20 protein-coding genes and 1 pseudogene are annotated in these 20017 nt (G+C 42.9%); 17 read left to right on the top strand and 4 right to left on the bottom strand.

The features are described from left to right. Nucleotides 1-195: 195 nt before the first annotated feature. Nucleotides 196-1491: a choice-of-anchor Q domain-containing protein gene (locus ACM0OT_RS15150; RefSeq protein WP_414565178.1), complete on the bottom strand. Its 1296-nt coding sequence runs from the start codon at nucleotides 1489-1491 to the stop codon at nucleotides 196-198. Nucleotides 1492-2092: 601 nt separating this feature from the next. Here ACM0OT_RS15150 and lpxD point away from each other — a divergent pair. Further along, nucleotides 2093-3136: a UDP-3-O-(3-hydroxymyristoyl)glucosamine N-acyltransferase gene (gene lpxD / locus ACM0OT_RS15145; protein WP_414565176.1), complete on the top strand. Its 1044-nt coding sequence runs from the start codon at nucleotides 2093-2095 to the stop codon at nucleotides 3134-3136. Nucleotides 3137-3361: 225 nt separating this feature from the next. Here the strand turns inward: lpxD and ACM0OT_RS15140 are convergent, their stop codons facing one another. Then, nucleotides 3362-4270: a CoB--CoM heterodisulfide reductase iron-sulfur subunit B family protein gene (locus ACM0OT_RS15140; RefSeq protein WP_414565175.1), complete on the bottom strand. Its 909-nt coding sequence runs from the start codon at nucleotides 4268-4270 to the stop codon at nucleotides 3362-3364. 216 nt (nucleotides 4271-4486) lie between these two features. Here ACM0OT_RS15140 and ACM0OT_RS15135 point away from each other — a divergent pair, with 216 nt between their 5' ends. The 12 genes and pseudogenes from ACM0OT_RS15135 (at nucleotide 4487) to psbM (ending at nucleotide 15840) form a co-directional block, all read left to right on the top strand. Further along, nucleotides 4487-4612 (top strand): hypothetical protein, encoded by a 126-nt coding sequence (locus tag ACM0OT_RS15135; RefSeq protein WP_414565174.1) that lies wholly within the window; start codon nucleotides 4487-4489, stop codon nucleotides 4610-4612. A gap of 392 nt (nucleotides 4613-5004) precedes the next feature. Then, nucleotides 5005-5265, top strand: coding sequence for an acyl carrier protein (acpP, locus tag ACM0OT_RS15130; protein ID WP_414546307.1), 261 nt, complete (start codon nucleotides 5005-5007; stop codon nucleotides 5263-5265). 208 nt (nucleotides 5266-5473) lie between these two features. Continuing rightward, the gene (fabF, locus tag ACM0OT_RS15125) at nucleotides 5474-6724 is read left to right on the top strand and encodes a beta-ketoacyl-ACP synthase II (protein ID WP_414565173.1); all 1251 of its coding nucleotides are present in this window, start codon (nucleotides 5474-5476) and stop codon (nucleotides 6722-6724) included. A gap of 67 nt (nucleotides 6725-6791) precedes the next feature. After that, nucleotides 6792-6938 carry a hypothetical protein gene (locus ACM0OT_RS15120; RefSeq protein ID WP_414565172.1) on the top strand — a complete coding sequence of 49 codons (147 nt, stop codon included), beginning with the start codon at nucleotides 6792-6794 and terminating at the stop codon, nucleotides 6936-6938. Nucleotides 6939-7061: 123 nt separating this feature from the next. Continuing rightward, nucleotides 7062-9074, top strand: a complete 2013-nt coding sequence (tkt, locus tag ACM0OT_RS15115; RefSeq protein WP_414565171.1) for a transketolase — start codon at nucleotides 7062-7064, stop codon at nucleotides 9072-9074. Nucleotides 9075-9126: 52 nt separating this feature from the next. After that, nucleotides 9127-9318, top strand: a pseudogene (locus ACM0OT_RS15110) (hypothetical protein); the annotation flags it as partial. A 129-nt stretch (nucleotides 9319-9447) separates the two neighbouring features. Further along, on the top strand, nucleotides 9448-12066 hold the full coding sequence (gene clpB / locus ACM0OT_RS15105; protein WP_414565169.1) for an ATP-dependent chaperone ClpB: 2619 nt from the start codon (nucleotides 9448-9450) through the stop codon (nucleotides 12064-12066). A 138-nt stretch (nucleotides 12067-12204) separates the two neighbouring features. Next, nucleotides 12205-13668, top strand: coding sequence for a protein kinase domain-containing protein (locus ACM0OT_RS15100; protein WP_414565168.1), 1464 nt, complete (start codon nucleotides 12205-12207; stop codon nucleotides 13666-13668). Between the two features lie 82 nt (nucleotides 13669-13750). Continuing rightward, nucleotides 13751-14878 (top strand): tRNA guanosine(34) transglycosylase Tgt, encoded by a 1128-nt coding sequence (tgt, locus tag ACM0OT_RS15095; protein WP_414565167.1) that lies wholly within the window; start codon nucleotides 13751-13753, stop codon nucleotides 14876-14878. Between the two features lie 127 nt (nucleotides 14879-15005). Continuing rightward, nucleotides 15006-15143: a photosystem II reaction center protein K gene (locus ACM0OT_RS15090; protein WP_010995059.1), complete on the top strand. Its 138-nt coding sequence runs from the start codon at nucleotides 15006-15008 to the stop codon at nucleotides 15141-15143. Between the two features lie 187 nt (nucleotides 15144-15330). Beyond that, complete coding sequence (locus ACM0OT_RS15085; RefSeq protein ID WP_414545439.1) at nucleotides 15331-15627, top strand: 2Fe-2S iron-sulfur cluster-binding protein; 297 nt, start codon at nucleotides 15331-15333, stop codon at nucleotides 15625-15627. 96 nt (nucleotides 15628-15723) lie between these two features. Then, complete coding sequence (gene psbM / locus ACM0OT_RS15080; RefSeq protein WP_280653519.1) at nucleotides 15724-15840, top strand: photosystem II reaction center protein PsbM; 117 nt, start codon at nucleotides 15724-15726, stop codon at nucleotides 15838-15840. Between the two features lie 80 nt (nucleotides 15841-15920). Here psbM and ACM0OT_RS15075 read toward each other — a convergent pair whose 3' ends face one another. Next, a complete protein-coding gene (locus ACM0OT_RS15075) occupies nucleotides 15921-16772 on the bottom strand; it encodes a universal stress protein (protein ID WP_414565166.1) in 852 nt (283 codons plus the stop codon). Nucleotides 16773-17972: 1200 nt separating this feature from the next. Here ACM0OT_RS15075 and ACM0OT_RS15070 point away from each other — a divergent pair. Genes ACM0OT_RS15070 through ACM0OT_RS15060 form a run of 3 tightly spaced genes read left to right on the top strand, consistent with a single transcriptional unit; the run spans nucleotide 17973 to nucleotide 19072 of the window. Beyond that, nucleotides 17973-18185: a DUF2997 domain-containing protein gene (locus ACM0OT_RS15070; RefSeq protein ID WP_414545436.1), complete on the top strand. Its 213-nt coding sequence runs from the start codon at nucleotides 17973-17975 to the stop codon at nucleotides 18183-18185. Between the two features lie 39 nt (nucleotides 18186-18224). Next, nucleotides 18225-18611 carry a DUF1257 domain-containing protein gene (locus ACM0OT_RS15065; protein WP_414565165.1) on the top strand — a complete coding sequence of 129 codons (387 nt, stop codon included), beginning with the start codon at nucleotides 18225-18227 and terminating at the stop codon, nucleotides 18609-18611. Further along, nucleotides 18611-19072, top strand: coding sequence for a ferredoxin (locus tag ACM0OT_RS15060; RefSeq protein WP_414545434.1), 462 nt, complete (start codon nucleotides 18611-18613; stop codon nucleotides 19070-19072). The genes ACM0OT_RS15065 and ACM0OT_RS15060 overlap by 1 nt, the downstream gene beginning before the upstream one ends. A 62-nt stretch (nucleotides 19073-19134) precedes the next feature. Here the strand turns inward: ACM0OT_RS15060 and ACM0OT_RS15055 are convergent, their stop codons facing one another. Continuing rightward, nucleotides 19135-19419: a YiaA/YiaB family inner membrane protein gene (locus tag ACM0OT_RS15055; RefSeq protein ID WP_414545433.1), complete on the bottom strand. Its 285-nt coding sequence runs from the start codon at nucleotides 19417-19419 to the stop codon at nucleotides 19135-19137. A 235-nt stretch (nucleotides 19420-19654) separates the two neighbouring features. Here ACM0OT_RS15055 and ACM0OT_RS15050 point away from each other — a divergent pair. Further along, nucleotides 19655-20017, top strand: a 363-nt coding sequence (locus ACM0OT_RS15050) for a leucine-rich repeat domain-containing protein (protein WP_414565164.1), incomplete at its 3' end; no start/stop codon positions are given.

The following is a 20017-nucleotide window of genomic DNA, read 5'->3' as shown; positions in this document are numbered from 1 at the left end:
GAAGCGCTTTTGCGGCTTCCTGTGGAATTATCGCACTTTTTGGTAATCCTATCACTTCATATAAGAAATTCATGATCCTGCTGTAATTCATCCGTAGAATAAATTGGCAATGAGCATTATGAAAATGTCCAATAAAAGCAGCAAAAACCCCACTAGTAACATCCTAAAAATCAGCATTTCAGGATATTATTGATTTTAATTACTAGGGCAACCTGGTGTAGGGTTATTTGGAGTAGTAGGATGAGTGGGAGTACTTGAATGCTGATATTCGTATGCCCCCATATCATATTTAGTACCCGATTGACGAGGTTTGCCAGCAAAATCAGTTTTTAAAATACTCCATGTACTACCTTTGTCGATAGCTGGACTATTTGCCTTCAGTTGAAAGTCATTTTTCGATAGATTAACAAACTGCGGGTCAGCGATAATATCGTTAGCCCCTCGCACAACTATGTTGCCATTATTAGCGTAGATATTGTGGTCGTACGTGATGTTAGTACTTCGGGAGTTACCATTCATTCTCTTACCAGGGAAAGCATAAAGAATGTTGTTCAAAACTTTGACATCAGATGAATCAGCAGCAAATATTTGTCCACCGCTGAGTTCTGGACTTTGGTTATTCAAAACAGCAGTATTGTTGACAATATCAACGTGATCACTCTCATAAGTATGAATACCTGAACCACCATTTTTGTATGTAACATTGTTGGCAACTAAAGTGCGACCTCGATATTTACCCAAATTGGAGCCGTTCTGAGTATTTCTAGAGTCATCGATAATGATGCCATTACCATCAGTGATTCTACCAACTGCTAACCATTCAATGTTCTGACGATTGTTGTAAGTCTTGTTGTTGGTCACAATCATCTTGTAATCTGTGGTGTTGTTATCAGAATTCCAATTCTGCCACATAGAAATGCCGCTGTTGGCATATACAGAGTACCAGGCATTATTAAATATTTCGTTGCCATCCACTGTTATGTAGTCAGATTGAATGACTGAAACACCACCACCACCGCAGTTATGTATCTTGTTATTGAGAATGCGGATGTGACGCGAACGACCATTTTTGCGCCCATCTAGGGTGATGCAATTGCCGTTTGTTAGTGGGTTGCCACCGTTATATCTTTGACTTCTGGCATAATCAAGGCTGATATTGGCATTGTTTCCTTCTACTTCCAGCCCATTGATTTCGATATAAGAAGCGCCTCGATCAATCTCAATTCCGTGCCAAGCATTGTGTTTAATCTTCGGTGAATGTCCAGGATGCGCTTTATAAGTAATCCAGGCATTTGCATTTCCAGAGCGTGAAATATATACTACGTTGCCAGAGTGCGAATTTTTGTACTCTCCGTTCATGATCAGTACCGTATCTCCTGGCTGAGTCAGGTTTGCTGCCTTTTGAATTGTTCTAAAAGCAGACGATGCCGAACGTCCGTTATTGTTGTCGTTGCCACTACCACTGACATAGTATGTTGTTCCCGAATTCATACTGATGATCTGAGGTTTGTTCTTTACTATTGCTTCATAATTGGATGATGGCTGAACAACCGTTGCTAAAGACGTTTTTTGTACTTCACCAACACCGCTTAATACCCAGGGGAGTACAAGAAACGCTTTCAATCTTAAACTTTTTACTACCATAAAAAATACACTTTTCATCAAACTGCAATCCAAAGATAGTTTGAAGAAATACGTGCGCCATCAGTGTTATTACTAGGTAATTAAATTAGTAAACAGTAAATCTTTTTAAAAAATAATGTAAAAATTAAAACTACTAATGTAACGTGCTTGTACGTAGATTGAATTAATTTGAGTTCAATCAGATAATGACGTAGAGTTACTGCCATAAGTAATTACACTCAGCATCACTAAATTGTTTTGTAAAGGTCGTTTAAATGAAAAATTTATGTCTTCAGCGCCAACATTAAAGCTATATTTAGCAATACTTATAGCCGATTTTTAGAACTAATTATTTTTTATGTAAATATCCTGAATGTTGAGATAATTAAGCCACAAATATAGACTACAAGTAAAAATTGGTTAAATAGCAACTGTATCGCTTCAACATGTAACCTCATAACAGCACAATATGAAATTCAGTGAAATTATCAGTAAACTGGACGCCACTACCGACAATAGCCTGACAACTTTGCAAAGTTACGATCCAGCAATTATAGGGTTGGCTGCTTTAGATGAAGCTCAACCTGGTAATCTCAGTTACGTAGAAGGCGCAAAATTCGCATCTTTTGTCAGCACAACAAATGCCAGTGCTTTAATTTTGCCTTTAGACAAAACATTACAATCACAAGCTCAAGAACGCGGTATAGCTTGGATAGCTACACCCAACCCCAAGCTGACGTTTGCCCAGGCGATCGCCCTCTTCTACCAGCCATATCGCCCCAGCCCAGAAATTCATCCCACGGCTGTGATTCACCCCACAGCAAAACTAGGCAATGATGTTTATATTGGCCCCCATGCAGTGATTCAGCAAAATGTAGAAATTGGTAATCATGCCATAATTCATCCCAATGTGGTGATTTATCCCGATGCCAAAATAGGCGATCGCACCACCTTACATGCTAACTGCACCATACATGAGCGCACACTTATCGGTGCAGATTGCGTAATTCACAGTGGCGCTGTCATCGGTGCAGAAGGTTTTGGCTTTGTGCCTACCCCTACTGGTTGGTTAAAAATGGAACAATCTGGCTACACTGTTTTAGAAGATGGTGTAGAAGTAGGCTGCAACAGTGCCATTGACCGCCCAGCCGTAGGGGAAACAAGAGTAGGACGTCGGACAGTAATTGATAACATGGTACAGATAGGACACGGCTGCCAAATTGGTGCAGGATGTGCCATCGCCGGTCAAGCCGGTATGGCAGGAGGCGTCAAAATTGGTAATCGCGTCATCCTCGCTGGACAATCGGGAATTGCCAATCAAGTGAAAATTGGTGATGGGGCGATCGCATCCGCTAAAGCCGGAATTCATAATGATGTTGCACCAGGGGAAATCGTCTCCGGAATGCCAGCAATACCCCACAAACTATATCTGAAGATATCTGCTATTTATAATCGCTTGCCAGAAATGTATCTATCCTTCAAGCAATTGCAACGCCAGTTAGGGAAGAAGTGATTGGGACTGGGGACGAGGCAGGAAGAGGCAGGGGGGCAGGGAGCAGGGGGGAAGGATTTTCGGTGAGTACCAATATCTTTGTTTTTATCTTCCTCATCTTCCCCATCTCCCCATCTCCTCATCTCCTCATCTCCCCATCTCCCCATCTCCTCATCTCCTCATCTCCTCATCTCCCCATCTCCTCATCTCCTCATCTCCCCATCTCCCCATCTCCCCCTCTGTCTACTAGCTAATCTCCAATTTTTCCAACAATGACTTTGTGGAAACAATGTGGCGTTCTAAACCCAGTTCTTTCGGGCTAATTCCTAATGCTAAGGCAATTAACTGTGGTAAATGCAGTACTGGTAAACCTAGTTTCTGCCCGATGACTTTTTCTACTTCTGGCTGACGAGAATCTAAATTCAGATGGCAAAGAGGACAAGGCGTGACTAGACAATCAGCACCATTTTCTAAGGCTTCTTGAATGTGCATCCCAGCCATCTTGAAAGACTGGGTAGTAGCGTAGCTAGCAAGGGGCCAGCCACAACATTGGGTGCGTCCACGATAATAAATTGGTGTTGCGCCTATTGCTCGAAAGACATTTTCCATTGCTTCAGGTTGGAAAGGGTCATCATAGGGCATTAACTTTTGGGCACGCAGGAGATAGCAACCATAAAAAGCAGCACATTTTAATCCCGTTAACTTACGAGTTACACGTTGGGTAATTTCCTCTAAACCGTAATCTGTGACTAGGGCATAAAGGAGATGTTTAACTTCGGTACTACCGCGATAAGGTGAACAACCTTCTTTGTGCAGCAAACTATTTACTTGCTCAACATAAGCAGGGTTACTGGTCTGGCATGTTTTCAGGTTTTCGTTGACATGACCGATTACACCCTGACAAGTGCTGCAATGGGTAAGTAAGGGTAGATTTAATTCTTCTGCTAAAGCAATATTTCTGGCGTTAACCGTATCTTCTAGTAATTGAGAATCTTCTTTAAATGTGCCTGAACCGCAACAAGCAGCTTTTTTCAATTCAACCAGTTCAATACCCAATGCTTGAGTCAAAGCTTGAGTTGATAAATACAGCTCCCGACAAGCTCCTTGGGCGACACAACCAGGGTAATAAGCGTACTTTAACGTCTGAGATAGCATAAAAGTATATTTGGATAAGGGCAATTGCCCCTGACAACTACTGTTGTATCATTCTTGGACAGGGATATTAGCCAGGGCATAGATGTTAATTTAGATATTCAACTAAAAATTGAGCTTGTGGATGGGGGTTAATCAACAGATAACAACCGAAGTGATAAGTTGCATGTAATCTTGATATAGCGATGATTTCAAGAGTAATACAATAATGTTGGGCGAATGAATGGGTTGTTAGTTGCCGAAAATCGGCACCACAAAAAACTCAAACTAGCACAAGTACCGCTAGACTGGCGGGAATGGAAACTGCCTGGGCAATCAGAGCGTCGGGGATATGAAGTAACTTAATTATTACTCCAAATCTAGATGGTGGGTGTAAAACCAGAAATGGAAATAACTAGGAAAGCCTGATCGTGTTAGCGTAGCGGCGCGATAGCGCAGTAAGGCAGCCCTGACTGTACGCGATCGCGTCAGTGGGGGAGGAGGTCACTAATCACCTGGTAAATAAAAGCGTTGACATCAAGCGATCGCGTCGCTGGTTCTAATTGCCAACTGTTTTTCTCTAGATTACCTTGTGCTTTCAGGTACAACAGTTTAGTCGTACCCTAGGGGCTAGAGTTTTCTCAAGGAAAAGCCTCCGGTAGTATACGGGCGATCGCGCTTTCCGATAAGATGTATATGCTCAAAACCATGTCGCCCATAAAGAGCGGATAATAGCAACTGGTCAAGGACTTTTACCTATGAATCAAGAAATTTTTGAAAAGGTCAAGAAAATTGTTGCCGATCAACTGAGTGTTGATGATGACAAAGTTGACAAAACTATTACACCCCAAGCTAATTTTGCTAACGATTTAGGAGCCGATTCCCTAGATACAGTTGAATTGGTAATGGCATTGGAAGAAGAATTTGATATTGAAATTCCCGATGAAGCCGCCGAAAAAATTACGACGGTTCAAGAAGCGGTGGATTACATCAACGACAAAGTTGCTGCATCTGCCTAAACAGCAATTGGGGAACTCGGGACCCACTCTGGGGATAAGGGGCAATGGGTACTGGGTATTAGGTACTGGTAATAATTGGCTAAAGAGAAAAATCTTCTGAAGAAACCATTATTTTGTCTTTCTACTTCCCAATCCCTGCTTCCCAGTCCCCAGTCCCCAGTCCCCATTCCCTATATTGTGCAGCTTTCTCGCCACCTTTAACTAAGTCATGACAGATTATAAACGTAAACGCGTTGTTGTAACTGGTGTTGGCGCGATTACACCTATTGGTAACACACCAGATGAATATTGGGAAGGATTGTTAAGCGGACGCAATGGCATTGACCACATCACATTTTTTGATGCGTCGCGCCATGATTGCCGCATTGCAGGGGAAGTAAAAAACTTCGATCCACATGATTACATGGATCGCAAAGAAGCCAAACGCATGGATCGGTTTTCCCAATTTGGGGTATCAGCCGCCAAACAAGCCCTGGCCGACGCCAAGTTAGTCATTAATGAACTAAATGCCGAACAGGTGGGAGTGATGATTGGCTCCGGTGTTGGTGGACTAAAGGTGATGGAAGACCAGCAAACAATCTACCTCAATCGTGGGCCTGATCGCTGTAGTCCCTTCATGATTCCCATGATGATTGCCAATATGGCCGCGGGATTAACAGCAATTCATACCGGTGCTAAAGGGCCTAACTCTTGCGCTGTCACCGCCTGCGCCGCAGGTTCTAACGCCATTGGGGATGCATTTCGCCTGATTCAAAATGGTTATGCTCAAGCAATGATTTGCGGGGGATGTGAAGCCGCAATTACACCCTTGGGTTTAGCTGGTTTTGCCGCAGCACGAGCGCTTTCGACTCGCAATGATGACCCCGCTCACGCGTGCCGTCCATTCGACCGCGATCGCGATGGGTTTGTCATGGGTGAAGGTGGCGGAGTACTCATCTTGGAAGAATTAGAACACGCCTTGAGTCGTGGCGCTCGGATTTATGGGGAAATGGTCGGCTATGGCATGACCTGTGATGCCTATCATATGACTTCCCCAGTACCAGGTGGCACGGGAGCCGCTAGAGCCATCCAACTGGCTCTGAAAGATGGCGGACTCACCCCAGAAATGGTGAGTTACATCAATGCTCACGGCACCAGCACCCCGGCTAATGATTCCACCGAAACCGCTGCCATGAAAACTGCCTTAGGCGATCACATTTATAAAATTGCCGTCAGTTCCACCAAATCGATGACAGGACATCTTTTGGGTGGTTCAGGAGGCATCGAAGCAGTAGCCACAGTATTGGCGATCGCTAGTGATAAAATTCCGCCAACCATCAATTTAGAAAATCCCGATCCAGAGTGTGACCTAGATTACGTAGCCAACTCTAGCCGCGAGCAAAAAGTTGAAGTCGCACTATCCAACTCTTTCGGGTTCGGTGGTCACAATGTCACACTAGCCTTTAAGAAGTACACCTAAAATTCTCAAATTTGCCGTTTTCAGTTCTCCTGAGATCATCTTGTGAAAAGTATCATAAATATCATTCATGGCTGAATTGAGCGTTCAGCATAACCCGATTATCAGCTTGATTTATCACCAGAAACTCAGGAGATCCCGCTTGTCCATCCACAATGGGGAATGGGATGATGAAGATACTGCGGGAACCTTTAAATCAGTGGTCAGCTATCAGTGATCAGTTACCAGGCTTAATGAATAAAAATGATAACTGATAACCGTTAACTGTTAACTGTTTAAAATAAACCCAGTGAGAAGAGAAGCTCCAAGAGTGCTAACCCGTCGTTAAGAACAAGAGATTATGGCTGTTGCAACCCAATCCCTCGAAGAACTTTGTATTAATTCAATTCGCTTTTTGGCTATTGATGCCGTAGAAAAAGCAAAATCGGGACACCCAGGGCTGCCGATGGGCGCGGCTCCTATGGCTTTCGTCCTATGGGATCGCTTTATGCGATTTAATCCCAAAAATCCCAGTTGGTTCAACCGCGATCGCTTTGTCTTGTCTGCTGGTCATGGCTCGATGTTGCAGTACGCTTTACTGTACCTGACAGGCTACGATAGCGTCACCATTGAAGATATTCAGCAATTCCGTCAGTGGGAATCTAGAACCCCCGGACACCCCGAAAACTTCATGACCGCAGGCGTGGAAGTTACGACTGGCCCCTTGGGTCAAGGAATTGCCAATGGAGTCGGTTTAGCGATAGCAGAAGCCCATCTAGCTGCTAAATTCAATAAACCTGATGCCAAAATTGTTGACCATTACACCTACGTAATTCTAGGTGATGGTTGCAACATGGAAGGCATTTCCGGCGAAGCTGCTTCTTTCGCGGGTCACTTGGGATTAGGCAAACTGATTGCTCTGTATGACGACAACCACATCTCTATCGATGGTTCTACAGATGTAGCCTTCACCGAAGATGTGTCCAAGCGTTTTGAAGCTTATGGCTGGCATGTTTTACATGTCAAAGATGGTAATACCGATTTAGATGGCATTGCCAAGGCAATTGAAGCAGCTAAAGCTGTAACCGACAAGCCGACCATGATTAAGGTTACAACTACCATCGGTTATGGTTCTCCCAACAAAGCCAACACTGCTGGTGTTCATGGTGCTGCCTTGGGTGGAGACGAAATAGCATTAACCCGGAAAAATTTGGGTTGGGAACACGAGCCTTTCGTAGTTCCTCAAGATGCTCTCAATCATGCACGCAAAGCAGTAGAACGTGGCGCAGGTTACGAAGCTGACTGGAACAAGACATTTGCCGACTACAAAGCCAAATATCCCCAAGAAGCGGCTGAATTTGAACGTTACCTGAGCAGCAAACTACCAGACGGTTGGGATAAAGTACTACCTACCTACACCGCCGAAGACAAAGGATTGCCTACCCGCAAACACTCGGAAAACTGTCTCAATAAATTGGCAGCAGGTTTACCTGAGTTAATTGGTGGTTCAGCTGACTTGACCCATTCCAACTTAACTGAAATCAAGGGTAAGGGGGACTTCCAAAAAGGACAATACCAAAACCCCAACATCCACTTCGGTGTCCGGGAACACGGTATGGGCGCAATCTGTAATGGTATAGCGCTGCATGGTTCGGGATTAATTCCCTACGGTGCGACCTTCTTGATCTTCACAGATTATATGCGGGCAGCTATCCGCTTATCGGCTTTGTCCCAAGCTGGAGTCATTTGGGTAATGACTCACGACTCCATTGGACAAGGTGAAGATGGCCCCACACACCAACCCATAGAAACTTTAGCTTCCTTGCGTGCTATTCCTAACTTGACTGTAATTCGCCCCGCAGACGGTAACGAATGCTCTGGTGCTTACAAAGTCGCAATTGAACACGCCAAGCAAAATGCTCCTACTCTGTTGGCGTTCACCCGTCAGGCTGTTCCCAACTTAGCAGGTACATCGGTTGAGCATGTGGCCAAGGGTGGATACACAGTGGTAGATTGCCAAGGTACACCAGAGCTAATTCTGATTGGTACTGGTTCTGAATTGAGCCTCTGCGTTACCGCAGCCGAAAAACTGACAACAGAAGGTAAGAAAGTCCGTGTTGTCTCAATGCCTTCAACTGACTTGTTTGACGCACAGGATGCAGCTTATAAAGAGTCGGTTCTGCCGAAAGCTGTCACCAAGCGTTTGTCTGTAGAAGCTGCTTCTAGCTTCGGCTGGCATAAGTACGTGGGCATGGAAGGAGATACTGTTAGTATTGATCGCTTTGGTGCTTCGGCTCCTGGCGGTGTTTGTCTGGAGAAATTTGGCTTTAGCGTTGATAATGTATTAGCTAAGGCTAAACAATTATTGGGTTAATTAGCAACGGAATATTCTCTTTAGGGTAGACTGAAAGGTCTACCTTTTTTTTGGTTCTGGTTCGGTTGAATCTGCCGTTAAACAGGTTGACCGTCGAACAAAGATTTCCGGGGCACAATGGAAACGAGAAAATGTGCCTCAAGTCCTTGCCCATAATTTTGATGCCGATAAAGCTAGAAATATTGTTACATGGTGTTGCCAACCCACCCTCTGCCTGCCCACACTCTACAAAAACGGGCGATAATACTACTCTATAAAGACGTGAAGACCGATCCAGGTAGGTATGCCCCTCTTCTTACAATAACCATATCAAAACAAAATTGACTCTTGTTCTCTGTGCGCCTCATATTTGGAGTGGTTTCTCGAACAGCCTATGCAACCCACTAATCCTAACCAATTTACCGAAAAAGCCTGGGAAGCGATCGCCCATACCCCAGATATTGCTAAACAATATCAACAACAGCAAATCGAAAGCGAACACCTGATGAAAGCGCTGCTGGAACAAGAAGGTCTGGCTAGCAGTATTTTGACAAAAGCGGGTGTAGATTTGCAAAAAGTCCGCGATCGCACTGATCAATTTTTCCGTCGTCAACCGAAAGTATCTGGTAGCAGCACGTCTGTCTACTTGGGACGCAGCTTAGATACACTGTTAGATCGGTCAGAGGCATATCGTAAGGAATTCAAAGACGAATATATCTCCATTGAACATTTGTTGCTGGGTTATGCCAAAGATGACCGTTTTGGTAAAAGTTTATTCCAAGAATTTGGTTTAGACGAAGGCAAGCTCAAAAATATTATTAAGCAAATTCGTGGGAGTCAAAAAGTGACCGACCAAAATCCAGAAGGCAAATACCAATCACTGGAAAAATATGGGCGTGATCTCACAGAAGCCGCACGTCAAGGTCAACTAGATCCAGTCATTGGGCGAGATGATGAAATTCGTCGCACCATTCAAATTCTCTCGCGCCGTACCAAAAATAACCCTGTTTTAATTGGAGAACCAGGTGTTGGTAAAACTGCTATCGCCGAAGGACTAGCACAACGCATTATCGCTGGTGATGTGCCCCAATCCCTGAAAGACCGCAAGTTAATCGCCCTAGATATGGGTGCTTTAATCGCCGGGGCAAAATTCCGGGGTGAATTTGAAGAACGTCTCAAAGCAGTATTAAAAGAAGTTACAGAATCCGGCGGTAGTATAGTTTTATTTATTGATGAGATTCATACCGTAGTTGGTGCTGGTGCTACCCAAGGGGCGATGGATGCCGGCAATTTATTAAAACCCATGTTGGCGCGGGGCGAATTGCGGTGTATTGGGGCGACAACTTTAGATGAATATCGCAAGTATATAGAAAAAGACGCGGCACTAGAAAGACGCTTCCAGCAAGTATATGTAGACCAGCCCAGTGTAGAAGATACAATTTCTATTCTGCGCGGGTTGAAAGAACGCTATGAAGTCCACCACGGGGTGAAAATTTCTGATAGTTCTTTAGTTGCAGCCGCTACATTATCTAGTAGATATATCAGCGATCGCTTCTTACCAGATAAAGCCATTGACTTGGTAGACGAAGCCGCCGCCAGACTGAAAATGGAGATTACCTCCAAACCAGAAGAACTAGACGAAATCGACCGTAAGATTTTGCAATTGGAAATGGAGAAGCTATCTTTGCAAAAAGAAACTGATGCAGCTTCTCGAGAACGTTTAGAAAGAATTGAAAAAGAACTGGCTGACCTCAAGGAAGAACAAAGAACTCTCAATGCTCAATGGCAGTCGGAAAAAGATATCATCAATAAAATTCAGTCCATCAAAGAAGAAATTGACCGGGTTAACTTAGAAATTCAGCAATCAGAAAGAAACTACGACCTCAACCGCGCGGCTGAGTTGAAATATGGCAAATTAACTAGTTTGCATCGCCAATTGGAAACCGCCGAAAGCGAATTAGCCAATGCCCAAAAAACTGGCAAATCTTTATTACGTGAGGAAGTCACAGAAGCTGACATTGCCGAAATCATTTCTAAGTGGACAGGGATTCCCATCAGTAAGTTGGTGGAATCAGAGAAAGAAAAACTGCTGCATTTAGAAGATGAGCTACATAATCGCGTCATTGGACAAGCCGAAGCCGTGACAGCTGTAGCCGATGCAATTCAGCGATCGCGTGCGGGATTAGCTGACCCCAATCGTCCCACTGCTAGCTTTATTTTCTTGGGGCCCACAGGTGTAGGTAAAACCGAGTTAGCCAAAGCACTGGCGGCGTATATGTTCGACACTGAGGAAGCTTTGGTGCGAATTGATATGTCTGAATATATGGAGAAACACGCAGTTTCTAGATTAATCGGCGCGCCTCCCGGATACGTGGGTTATGAAGAAGGTGGACAATTAACCGAAGCCATTCGTCGTCGTCCCTATGCAGTTATTCTGTTCGATGAAATCGAAAAAGCACATCCCGACGTATTTAATATCTTTCTGCAAATTCTTGATGACGGTCGCGTCACCGATGCCCAAGGTCATACAGTGGACTTCAAAAACGCCATTATTATCATGACCAGTAACATCGGTTCACAGTACATTCTCGATGTCGCCGGAGAAGCCAACCATTACGACGAAATGCGCCGCCGAGTCATGGAAGCAATGCGAAATAGCTTCCGTCCAGAGTTTCTTAACCGCATTGACGAAATTATCATCTTCCACGGCTTAGACAAAAAAGAACTGCGGCAAATTGTACTGTTACAAGTAGAGAGACTCAGAGGCAGATTAAGCGATCGCAAGATGTCCCTCAAACTCTCTGATGCTGCTCTTGACTTTTTGGCAGAAGTAGGATATGACCCTGTATATGGTGCGCGTCCATTAAAGCGAGCAATTCAGCGAGAACTAGAAACGCAAATCGCCAAAGCCATCTTACGCGGTGAATTCAATGACGGTGATACTATCGTTGTCGATGTGCAAAATGAGCGGCTTTCCTTCGGTCGTGTATCGATGGAGGTGTTTAGTAGTTAAGGGCTAGGGGCTAGAGGCTAGGGGTTAGAGAATTAGTCAGAAATATCCTTTCCCCATCTTCCTATCCCCACACCCAGATACCGAATATATCGCTAGGAAGCTACAATACATCTGTTAACTTGCTAGGCGATCGCCCTTATGTTGGGTCATTTACTAGACGGACGCTATAACATTATTCAAGCTTTAGGTACTGGTGGTTTTAGTCAAACATACATAGCTGAAGACACCAAACTTTACAATACGACTTGTGTTGTTAAACAACTCAAGCCACAATCAACTGACCCTGGGACTCTGCGGTTAGCTAGACGGTTATTTGATACTGAATCCCGGTTACTACACACATTAGGGAACCACGATCAAATACCGCAACTACTAGCTCATTTTGAAGAAAATCAGGAATTTTATTTAGTTCAGCAATTTATTGCCGGGCATCCTTTAAGCCGCGAACTGACACCAGGTAAACATTGGAATGAAGGTTATGTGATTAACCTCTTGCAGCATATCCTCCAACCTTTAGTCTTTGTCCATAAAAATAATGTCATTCACCGAGATATTAAGCCCCCTAACTTAATTCGCCGCCACAGTGATGGACAAATCGTTCTCATCGATTTTGGGGCAGTTAAACAAATTAGCACTCAGTTGGTGAGTCCTCAAGGACAAACAAGAATTACTGTCAGTATTGGCACACCAGGTTACATGCCTAGCGAACAAAGTCGAGGTAGTCCCAGATTCAGCAGCGATATTTATGCTGTAGGCATGATTGGCATTCAAGCTTTGACAGGATTAATGCCTGAAGATATCCCAGAAGATGCCCACAGCGCGGAGATGATTTGGCGTGATCTAGCACCTGTAAATCCACAGTTGGCAGATGTTTTAGATAAAATGGTGCGCTACGACTTTCGCCAGCGATACAAATCAGCCGCAGAAGCTTTAACGGCGGTGCAAGCTTTGGCTGATCCTTTCGTACTCAAGCAATATTCAAGGACTCAAACATACAAACCGCTGCTTCATTCGAGTCAGCTTCAAGCCACACCATATGAATTATCGTCTTTTATTGCACCCCGGCATAGTTCAGCCGTTTCTCTGCTACCAAAGAAATTAATTCCTACTATCAAACCACTGACATCAATTCAACTCCCCAAAATGCAATTGGGCTTTTATGCTCAGTGGTTGTTAGCCAATGTTTTTGGTTACGCTGGGGGCTTTTTTTTGGGTTTTAATGTTGTTGCGATAAGCGTAGCTATGCCCTTCGGGCTTATCGCAGGTAATTTGGCGGCTGTTTGTTTTTGGGGATTAGCTGTGGGAGTCAAGCAATGGTTTGTACTGCGCCGACAGGTGTCCTTTCCGGCTTGGTCGTGGATATTAGTAACTACTTTAGCTTTTATAATTCCTTTTTACTTGGTGGGGTTAAATAACTGGATACATTTTGCTGCTGTACACGGATTAATTGTTGGTTTCGGGCAATGGTTGGTACTGCGGCCATTTGTTCCTAAGTCTAGTTGGTGGATATTAACTAATGTTTTAGGTGGTTGGTTTGGTGGGATTATTTCTGGCATAGTATTACTTTGGTTGTTGCCAAAACCAAGAAATGTCAATAATTAATCTCAAGTTGCCAGCCTGAAGGCGTTTGAGAAAATGAACGCAAGTATTGCTTATAATCTAGCTAAATACCGTTAATCTTACCTTGAGTGCCAACTTTTCTTTTCAATCCCTAGCTCGATGTAGCCAGACAAAAGCCAGGGCTGGGGTCTTTTACACCCCTCACGGCCCCGTGGAAACCCCAAGATTTATGCCTGTGGGGACACTAGCCAACGTCAAAACTATCACCCCAGACCAACTTAAAGCCACTGGGGCCCAGATGGTCTTATCTAATACCTATCATCTCCACTTGCAGCCAGGGGAAGCTATTGTGGCTGGCGGCGGTGGGTTACACAAATTTATGGGCTGGAATGGGCCAATGCTCACTGACTCTGGTGGGTTTCAAGTTTTCAGCTTAAGCGAAATGCGAAAAATTACGGAAGATGGTGTAACTTTTCGCTCACCCCATGATGGACAAGTTATTCACTTAACGCCAGAACGCTCCATTGAGATTCAAAATACTTTAGGGGCAGATGTAATTATGGCGTTTGATGAATGTCCCCCCTACCCAGCTAGCCGCCAAGATGTAGAAGCAGCCACTGAGAGAACTTACCGCTGGCTAGAACGCTGCATTACCTTTCATCAACGTAGCGATCAGGCTTTGTTTGGTATTGTTCAAGGAGGCGTGTACCTAGATTTACGCGCCCAAGCCGCCCAAGCTTTAGCTAAATTGGATTTACCAGGATATGCCATTGGTGGTGTGAGTGTGGGGGAACCGCCAGAACTCATGGCGGAAATTGTGCGAACTACAGCACCTCTATTACCACCCGACAAACCACGTTATTTGATGGGTGTGGGAACTTATCGAGAAATGGCCATTGCCATCGCCTCTGGTATAGATTTATTTGATTGCGTGATTCCTACCCGTTGGGCGCGACATGGTACGGCAATTGTCCAAGGTGAACGCTGGAATTTAAAGAATGCTAAGTTTCGTGAAGATTTTACCCCATTAGATGAAACTTGCCCTTGTTATGCTTGTCAAAATTTTAGCCGTGCTTACATATCTCATTTAGTGCGATCGCAGGAAATTTTAGCCTACACATTATTGAGTATTCACAACATTACCGAACTAATTCGTTTTACCCAAAAGATTCGTGAAGCAATATTAAGTGATTCCTTTGCTGAAAAATTTGGCCACTGGCTCAACTCACCAGAAAAAGGGACTGGGGACTAGGGGAAAGAATTTTTCAATCCCAAAAGATTAAATACCCAGTATTCAATCTCCAATTCCCAATACCCAAACCATGTTAAGATACATCTCAATTATGAATACTGTGTTGGATCGGTGGATTTAAAAGAACATGGAAGCAGCATTGTTGTTAGCCAAATTGCCTGAAGCTTATCAAATATTCGACCCCTTGGTAGATGTTCTCCCAATTATTCCTGTCTTCTTTTTGTTGCTAGCTTTTGTATGGCAAGCAGCAGTTGGATTTAGATAAGTTAATTCATGATCAATTACTAGGGCAGGTATTTTACCTGTCCTATTTTTTGAGAATTATTTTTTAAAACTTGATATTTCTTAATATTTTGTAATAACCTACCATAAGTTCAGTAGGATGAGTATAGAACCTATCCACAAATCCGCCTTTCCAGCCACATCTAAAGTCAAAGAGGAATCAATCTGCTATGGGTAACATCAAATTTGTCAAAGAAGATAAAGAAGTAATTGCGGCGGATGGGGCTAATCTTCGACTCAAGGCCATGCAAAATGACATTGATATATATAAATTCATCGGCAAGATGACCAATTGTAATGGCAATGGTCAATGTGGTACTTGTATTGTCGAAATAGTTGAAGGAATGGAAAATCTTTCCCCGCGTACAGATGTAGAAAACCGCAAATTTCAGAAAAAGCCCGATAATTATCGCCTAGCTTGTCAAACCTTAGTCAATGGGCCAGTTAGCGTAGTCACAAAGCCCTAGCTAAGAAAGTAAAAAAAATTGGATGAACACAGGCATCGATAATGCTATTCTAAAGTTGTTGACTGGAAACTAAAATTAAAGAGAGGCTTTCTTGCTATGCAAGTGAATGACCTAGGGTTCGTAGCGAGCATTCTGTTCGTATTAGTTCCCGCAGTGTTTTTAATAGTTCTTTACATCCAAACTGCTAGCCGTGAAGGTGGAAAAGATTCTTGACATTTGTGCATAATATGAAAAACCCCAACACCATTGGTGCAGGGGTTTTTTGTTGACCAACCGCAAAACTGATTGTGATGTTAAGCTACTGTCCGCGCCAACAAAACCGGACAAGTAGCATTAACTCGAACATAGTCAGACAAAGAAGCGCCTATGAGTCTGTCTATATCAACAAAACTCTTAGCCACCGATGGCCGACGGTCTGGAGATCCGAGTAATAATAAGTCTGTATTTAATTCTTCTGCTAAACGGCAGATTTCTTCACCTGGTTTACCGCTACTGGTAAAACAACGTGTTTGGACACCATACTTTTGTGCTTCCGCAACCGCAGATCCCAACGCTGAACTTTTGTCGGGGACAATTTCCGTAACTTCAGATGTTTTACCACGCAAATCTGTAGTTACATTAGTCAAAATTAACTGGCCACCTGGAATATCTCTTAACAAGAACAAAGCTAAACTTAAGCAGTGTTTTGCAGAATCAGAATTATCCATCGCCACCATTACACGCTTAATTCTCTTGACATAAATGTCGTCTTTTACCAGCAGCATGGGACGAGAAGACAGTTGGAAAACATACTGACTAACTGAGTTAGATAAAATTGATTGTAGACGCTTAAGTCCACGTGAACCCATAATAATTAAGTCAGCATCTATTTCATCTGCTACTTGACAAACTACGTCTTTGGGGTCACCTTGCCGCAAAATGGAAGAAACCTGACTGGGATCTAAATTCAGAGACTGAATAGCATTAGCCAGGATTTTGCCACCTTCTTCCCATTTATCTGTCATAGCCGCCGCAGTACTTTGGGCAGAGACAACATGCAAAACTGTCACTTTTGCAGATTGGATAGATGGCATTTCTTTTAAGGTTTTGAGCATTTCTTCTGCATGTCCCAAGCCAGAAACCGCTAGCAAAATTTTTTCAATCATTGTTACTTCTTGTGGTTAAGGTTGCTTTGGTGTTTGCTCTTATTACTTGGCTCAGTTGAAGTTTCCAACGCCTGGCTCAATAACCTAGTTCCTAAGTCTGGTACAAATAAACTTTTAATCATTAGCTATTAGCACTTAAACACATGACAAATAATTAATAATTATTTAGTTTTTTGTACCTATTTATCCAAACTTTGAACTAGGCTTCAACGATTAAGCATACTCTTAATCTAGCCTAATAAACTTCATAAATTATTATGTTAGTTATTATTTTTAATCTATATTTATTTTTTTTAATTAGAAAAAAGTTAAGTATTGCAAAGAATTTTCATAAAAAAGCAGTAACTTTAGAGGGTATAAAATTAAGCAAGTTTTTCATATTTTTAAATTTATTTAGATTATTTATCTTTTTGCTTCCAGAAAACCCTGTTGTAACTAAGTAAATTGGTGAGAAAAATTCAATAATGTACATGAAGGAATGTAAATTATTTGTAGGGTGGGTTGTCGCCCAGCGCAAGGCATTATCAATATTTTCGGTGCGTTAGGTAAAGTCCATAAAGCACCCTCCTGGCGTGTCAAGGCTAAAATGTGGCATTAAATTTATCTTGTAGCATGGGCGTCTCGCTCGTCCGGTGCAGGCAAGATGCCCGCATTACAAGAGTTATATCTATCACAACCATGTTAGACTTATCAGTCCACTACCAGTTAAAATCAAACTGGGTGAGGTCAAAAATTAGATTTGCATGATATTTAATTCATCTTCCTCAGGCGATCGCATCAATAAAATCAATAAAATAATCCTCTGGGGGGACACTACCCAGCATTGAATCTAGCTATGGCAAGAATAGTATAAGTTCAATAATAATGATAAATTTTTTCAATAAAACGTATATTTTTGTAAATCACATAGCTAGCTATACTGCTGCTAGCGCTGGTTTTTCGGGATTTTAATACTTACTTTGCCCAATTAATCATCAACTTGACTAATCGATGAGGTTAAGAGAAACTAACTAATAACTGACGTGTGTGCTTATAATATTAATAAATTTTGTAAAGATTCTGAGATATATATTTCGAGAGATGCAACATTAGTTAACAAATGGCAATTTTATATCTAAGTAACAATGTTCCGAAGGCTATATACGTAGCCTGCTGCTAAGGCAGTACAATTCAAGCGTACTATCGTGGTTGGCCAAAAGCATGGAGACATTAGAGTTCATAATTTATCCAGACGGTCGGGTACAAGAGAAAGTCACTGGCATTGTGGGTAATTCTTGCGCTGAGGTTACAGCAGCAATAGAGGCACAGCTGGGACAAGTACTTAGTCATGAGCCAACCTCGGAATTTTTTGCTGCTCAGGTGCAGCAGCAGTCTGCTGTGGCAAATACGCAAGCCACCTACAGCGATTGGTAAGTTTTCTCAAAAGTTTAGCGTCATTTACTAACAACCGCCATGTCACACTTTAGCCAAATTAAGACTCAAATCCGTAACCTTGACTCTTTAAAAGATGCTCTGACTGAGTTGGGCATAGACTGGAAACCAGGCCCCAGGGAAGTACGCGGCTATCGCGGTCAAACTCATCCTGCGGAAGTAACTATTGAACAGGAAAACGGCTATGACATCGGTTTTAGATGGAATGGCAAGGAATATGAGTTGGTAGCTGATTTGCAATATTGGCAACAAGGTTTGTCTGTAGACGGGTTCTTACGCCAAGTAACACAGCGCTATGCTTACCAAACAGTTGTCAAAGAAACTGCACGTGTCGGTTTTCAAGTAGCTGAACAACAAAACAATCAAGATGGTTCGATTCGCCTGGTAGTACAACGCTGGAGTGCGTAATGGCTGATTTTCTGCCGTCGCCGGATGAACAAGCAGACGACAATCGTTCCGGTTTAGAACCAGAGTTAGGTGGTTTTTTACGAGACGACCCAGAACGCTCTGGTTTAGAACCGGAATTAGGCGGTGTGGTGCGTCAAAAGGGTGTTTACGTTGACGAAATCACCTGTATTGGCTGTTTACACTGCGCTCACGTTGCGCGTAATACCTTCTACATTGAACCAGATTATGGGCGATCGCGTGTGATTCGCCAAGATGGAGATGGAGAAGAACTAATCCAAGAAGCGATTGATACTTGTCCAGTTGATTGCATCCATTGGGTTGATTACACTGAACTGAAAAAGTTAGAAGAAGAGCGCAAATATCAGGTCATCCCTGTGGTGGGTTACCCTGTAGAACAAGCTGTAGCTGCTGCTGAACGGCGACGTAAAAAACGCAAGTTAAAAAGCAAAAAATCCCTTTAATAAAAAAGTTCAATATACAAAGTAGGGGACTGGTATTACCAGTCCTTTATTGTTTTTGTTTCTCATTTGAAATTGAGTGGATCATGCTGGGAAAGCAATTTTTCTACTTTCGCTTCATCAATCCTCGCGGTTAATCTTTTGGTTTCATGTAAGTCTCTAGTGGTTTTTGCCAATGTAAAACTTGAGCCAATAGAAAATGCCAAACCCATACCCATGAATCCTTTGACCCAGTTATCAACAGGTAAGTTGACAATACCGAAAGTGGTCATCGATATAGAGAATAAAAAAGCAGCCCATGTTTGAATAATCCACGCTGCACTGTCTTTTGCTGGATTAATTGTTTGCATATTTTTTTACCTAAAATTAAGTGCTTTAATGTGATTCTATTCATTAATAGTTTTACTGGTATAAATAATCTGGCCAGTTTATTAACTGGACTAAAATTACACCTTGCACTGATAGCAAGCCTTAACTTTTTTACTAAGCACTTAGTATTGATACAAGTTACATTATTAATTAGCTAAATTTCTCTACTGCGTGTCTAAGCAGTAACTCATCGACATACCTGTATAACAACTCCCAATGAATCACGAAGAACTGCTGCTACTGCAAATCATTAGAAAAGCCGTCAGAGATCAGGTGACAGAATTAAAACTCAGAGATCAGGTGACAGAATTAAAACTTTCTGGCAAAGGTTTAACAACTCTGCCACCGGAAATTGGTCAACTCACCAACCTGCGATCGCTCGACCTCAGCGATAGTAGACTGAGCAGTCTGCCACCGGAAATTGGTCAACTTAGCAACCTGCGATCGCTCCACCTCGGCTTTAATCAACTGAGCAGTCTGCCACCGGAAATTGGTCAACTTAGCAACCTGCGATCGCTCCACCTCGGCTTTAATCAACTGAGCAGTCTGCCACCGGAAATTGGTCAACTTAGCAACCTG

This window comes from Anabaena sp. CCY 9613 (genome assembly GCF_963920895.1).
GTDB lineage: Bacteria > Cyanobacteriota > Cyanobacteriia > Cyanobacteriales > Nostocaceae > Cyanocohniella.
The sequence above is the reverse complement of the archived record's forward strand: the minus strand, read 5'-3'. Positions and strand labels throughout refer to the sequence as shown.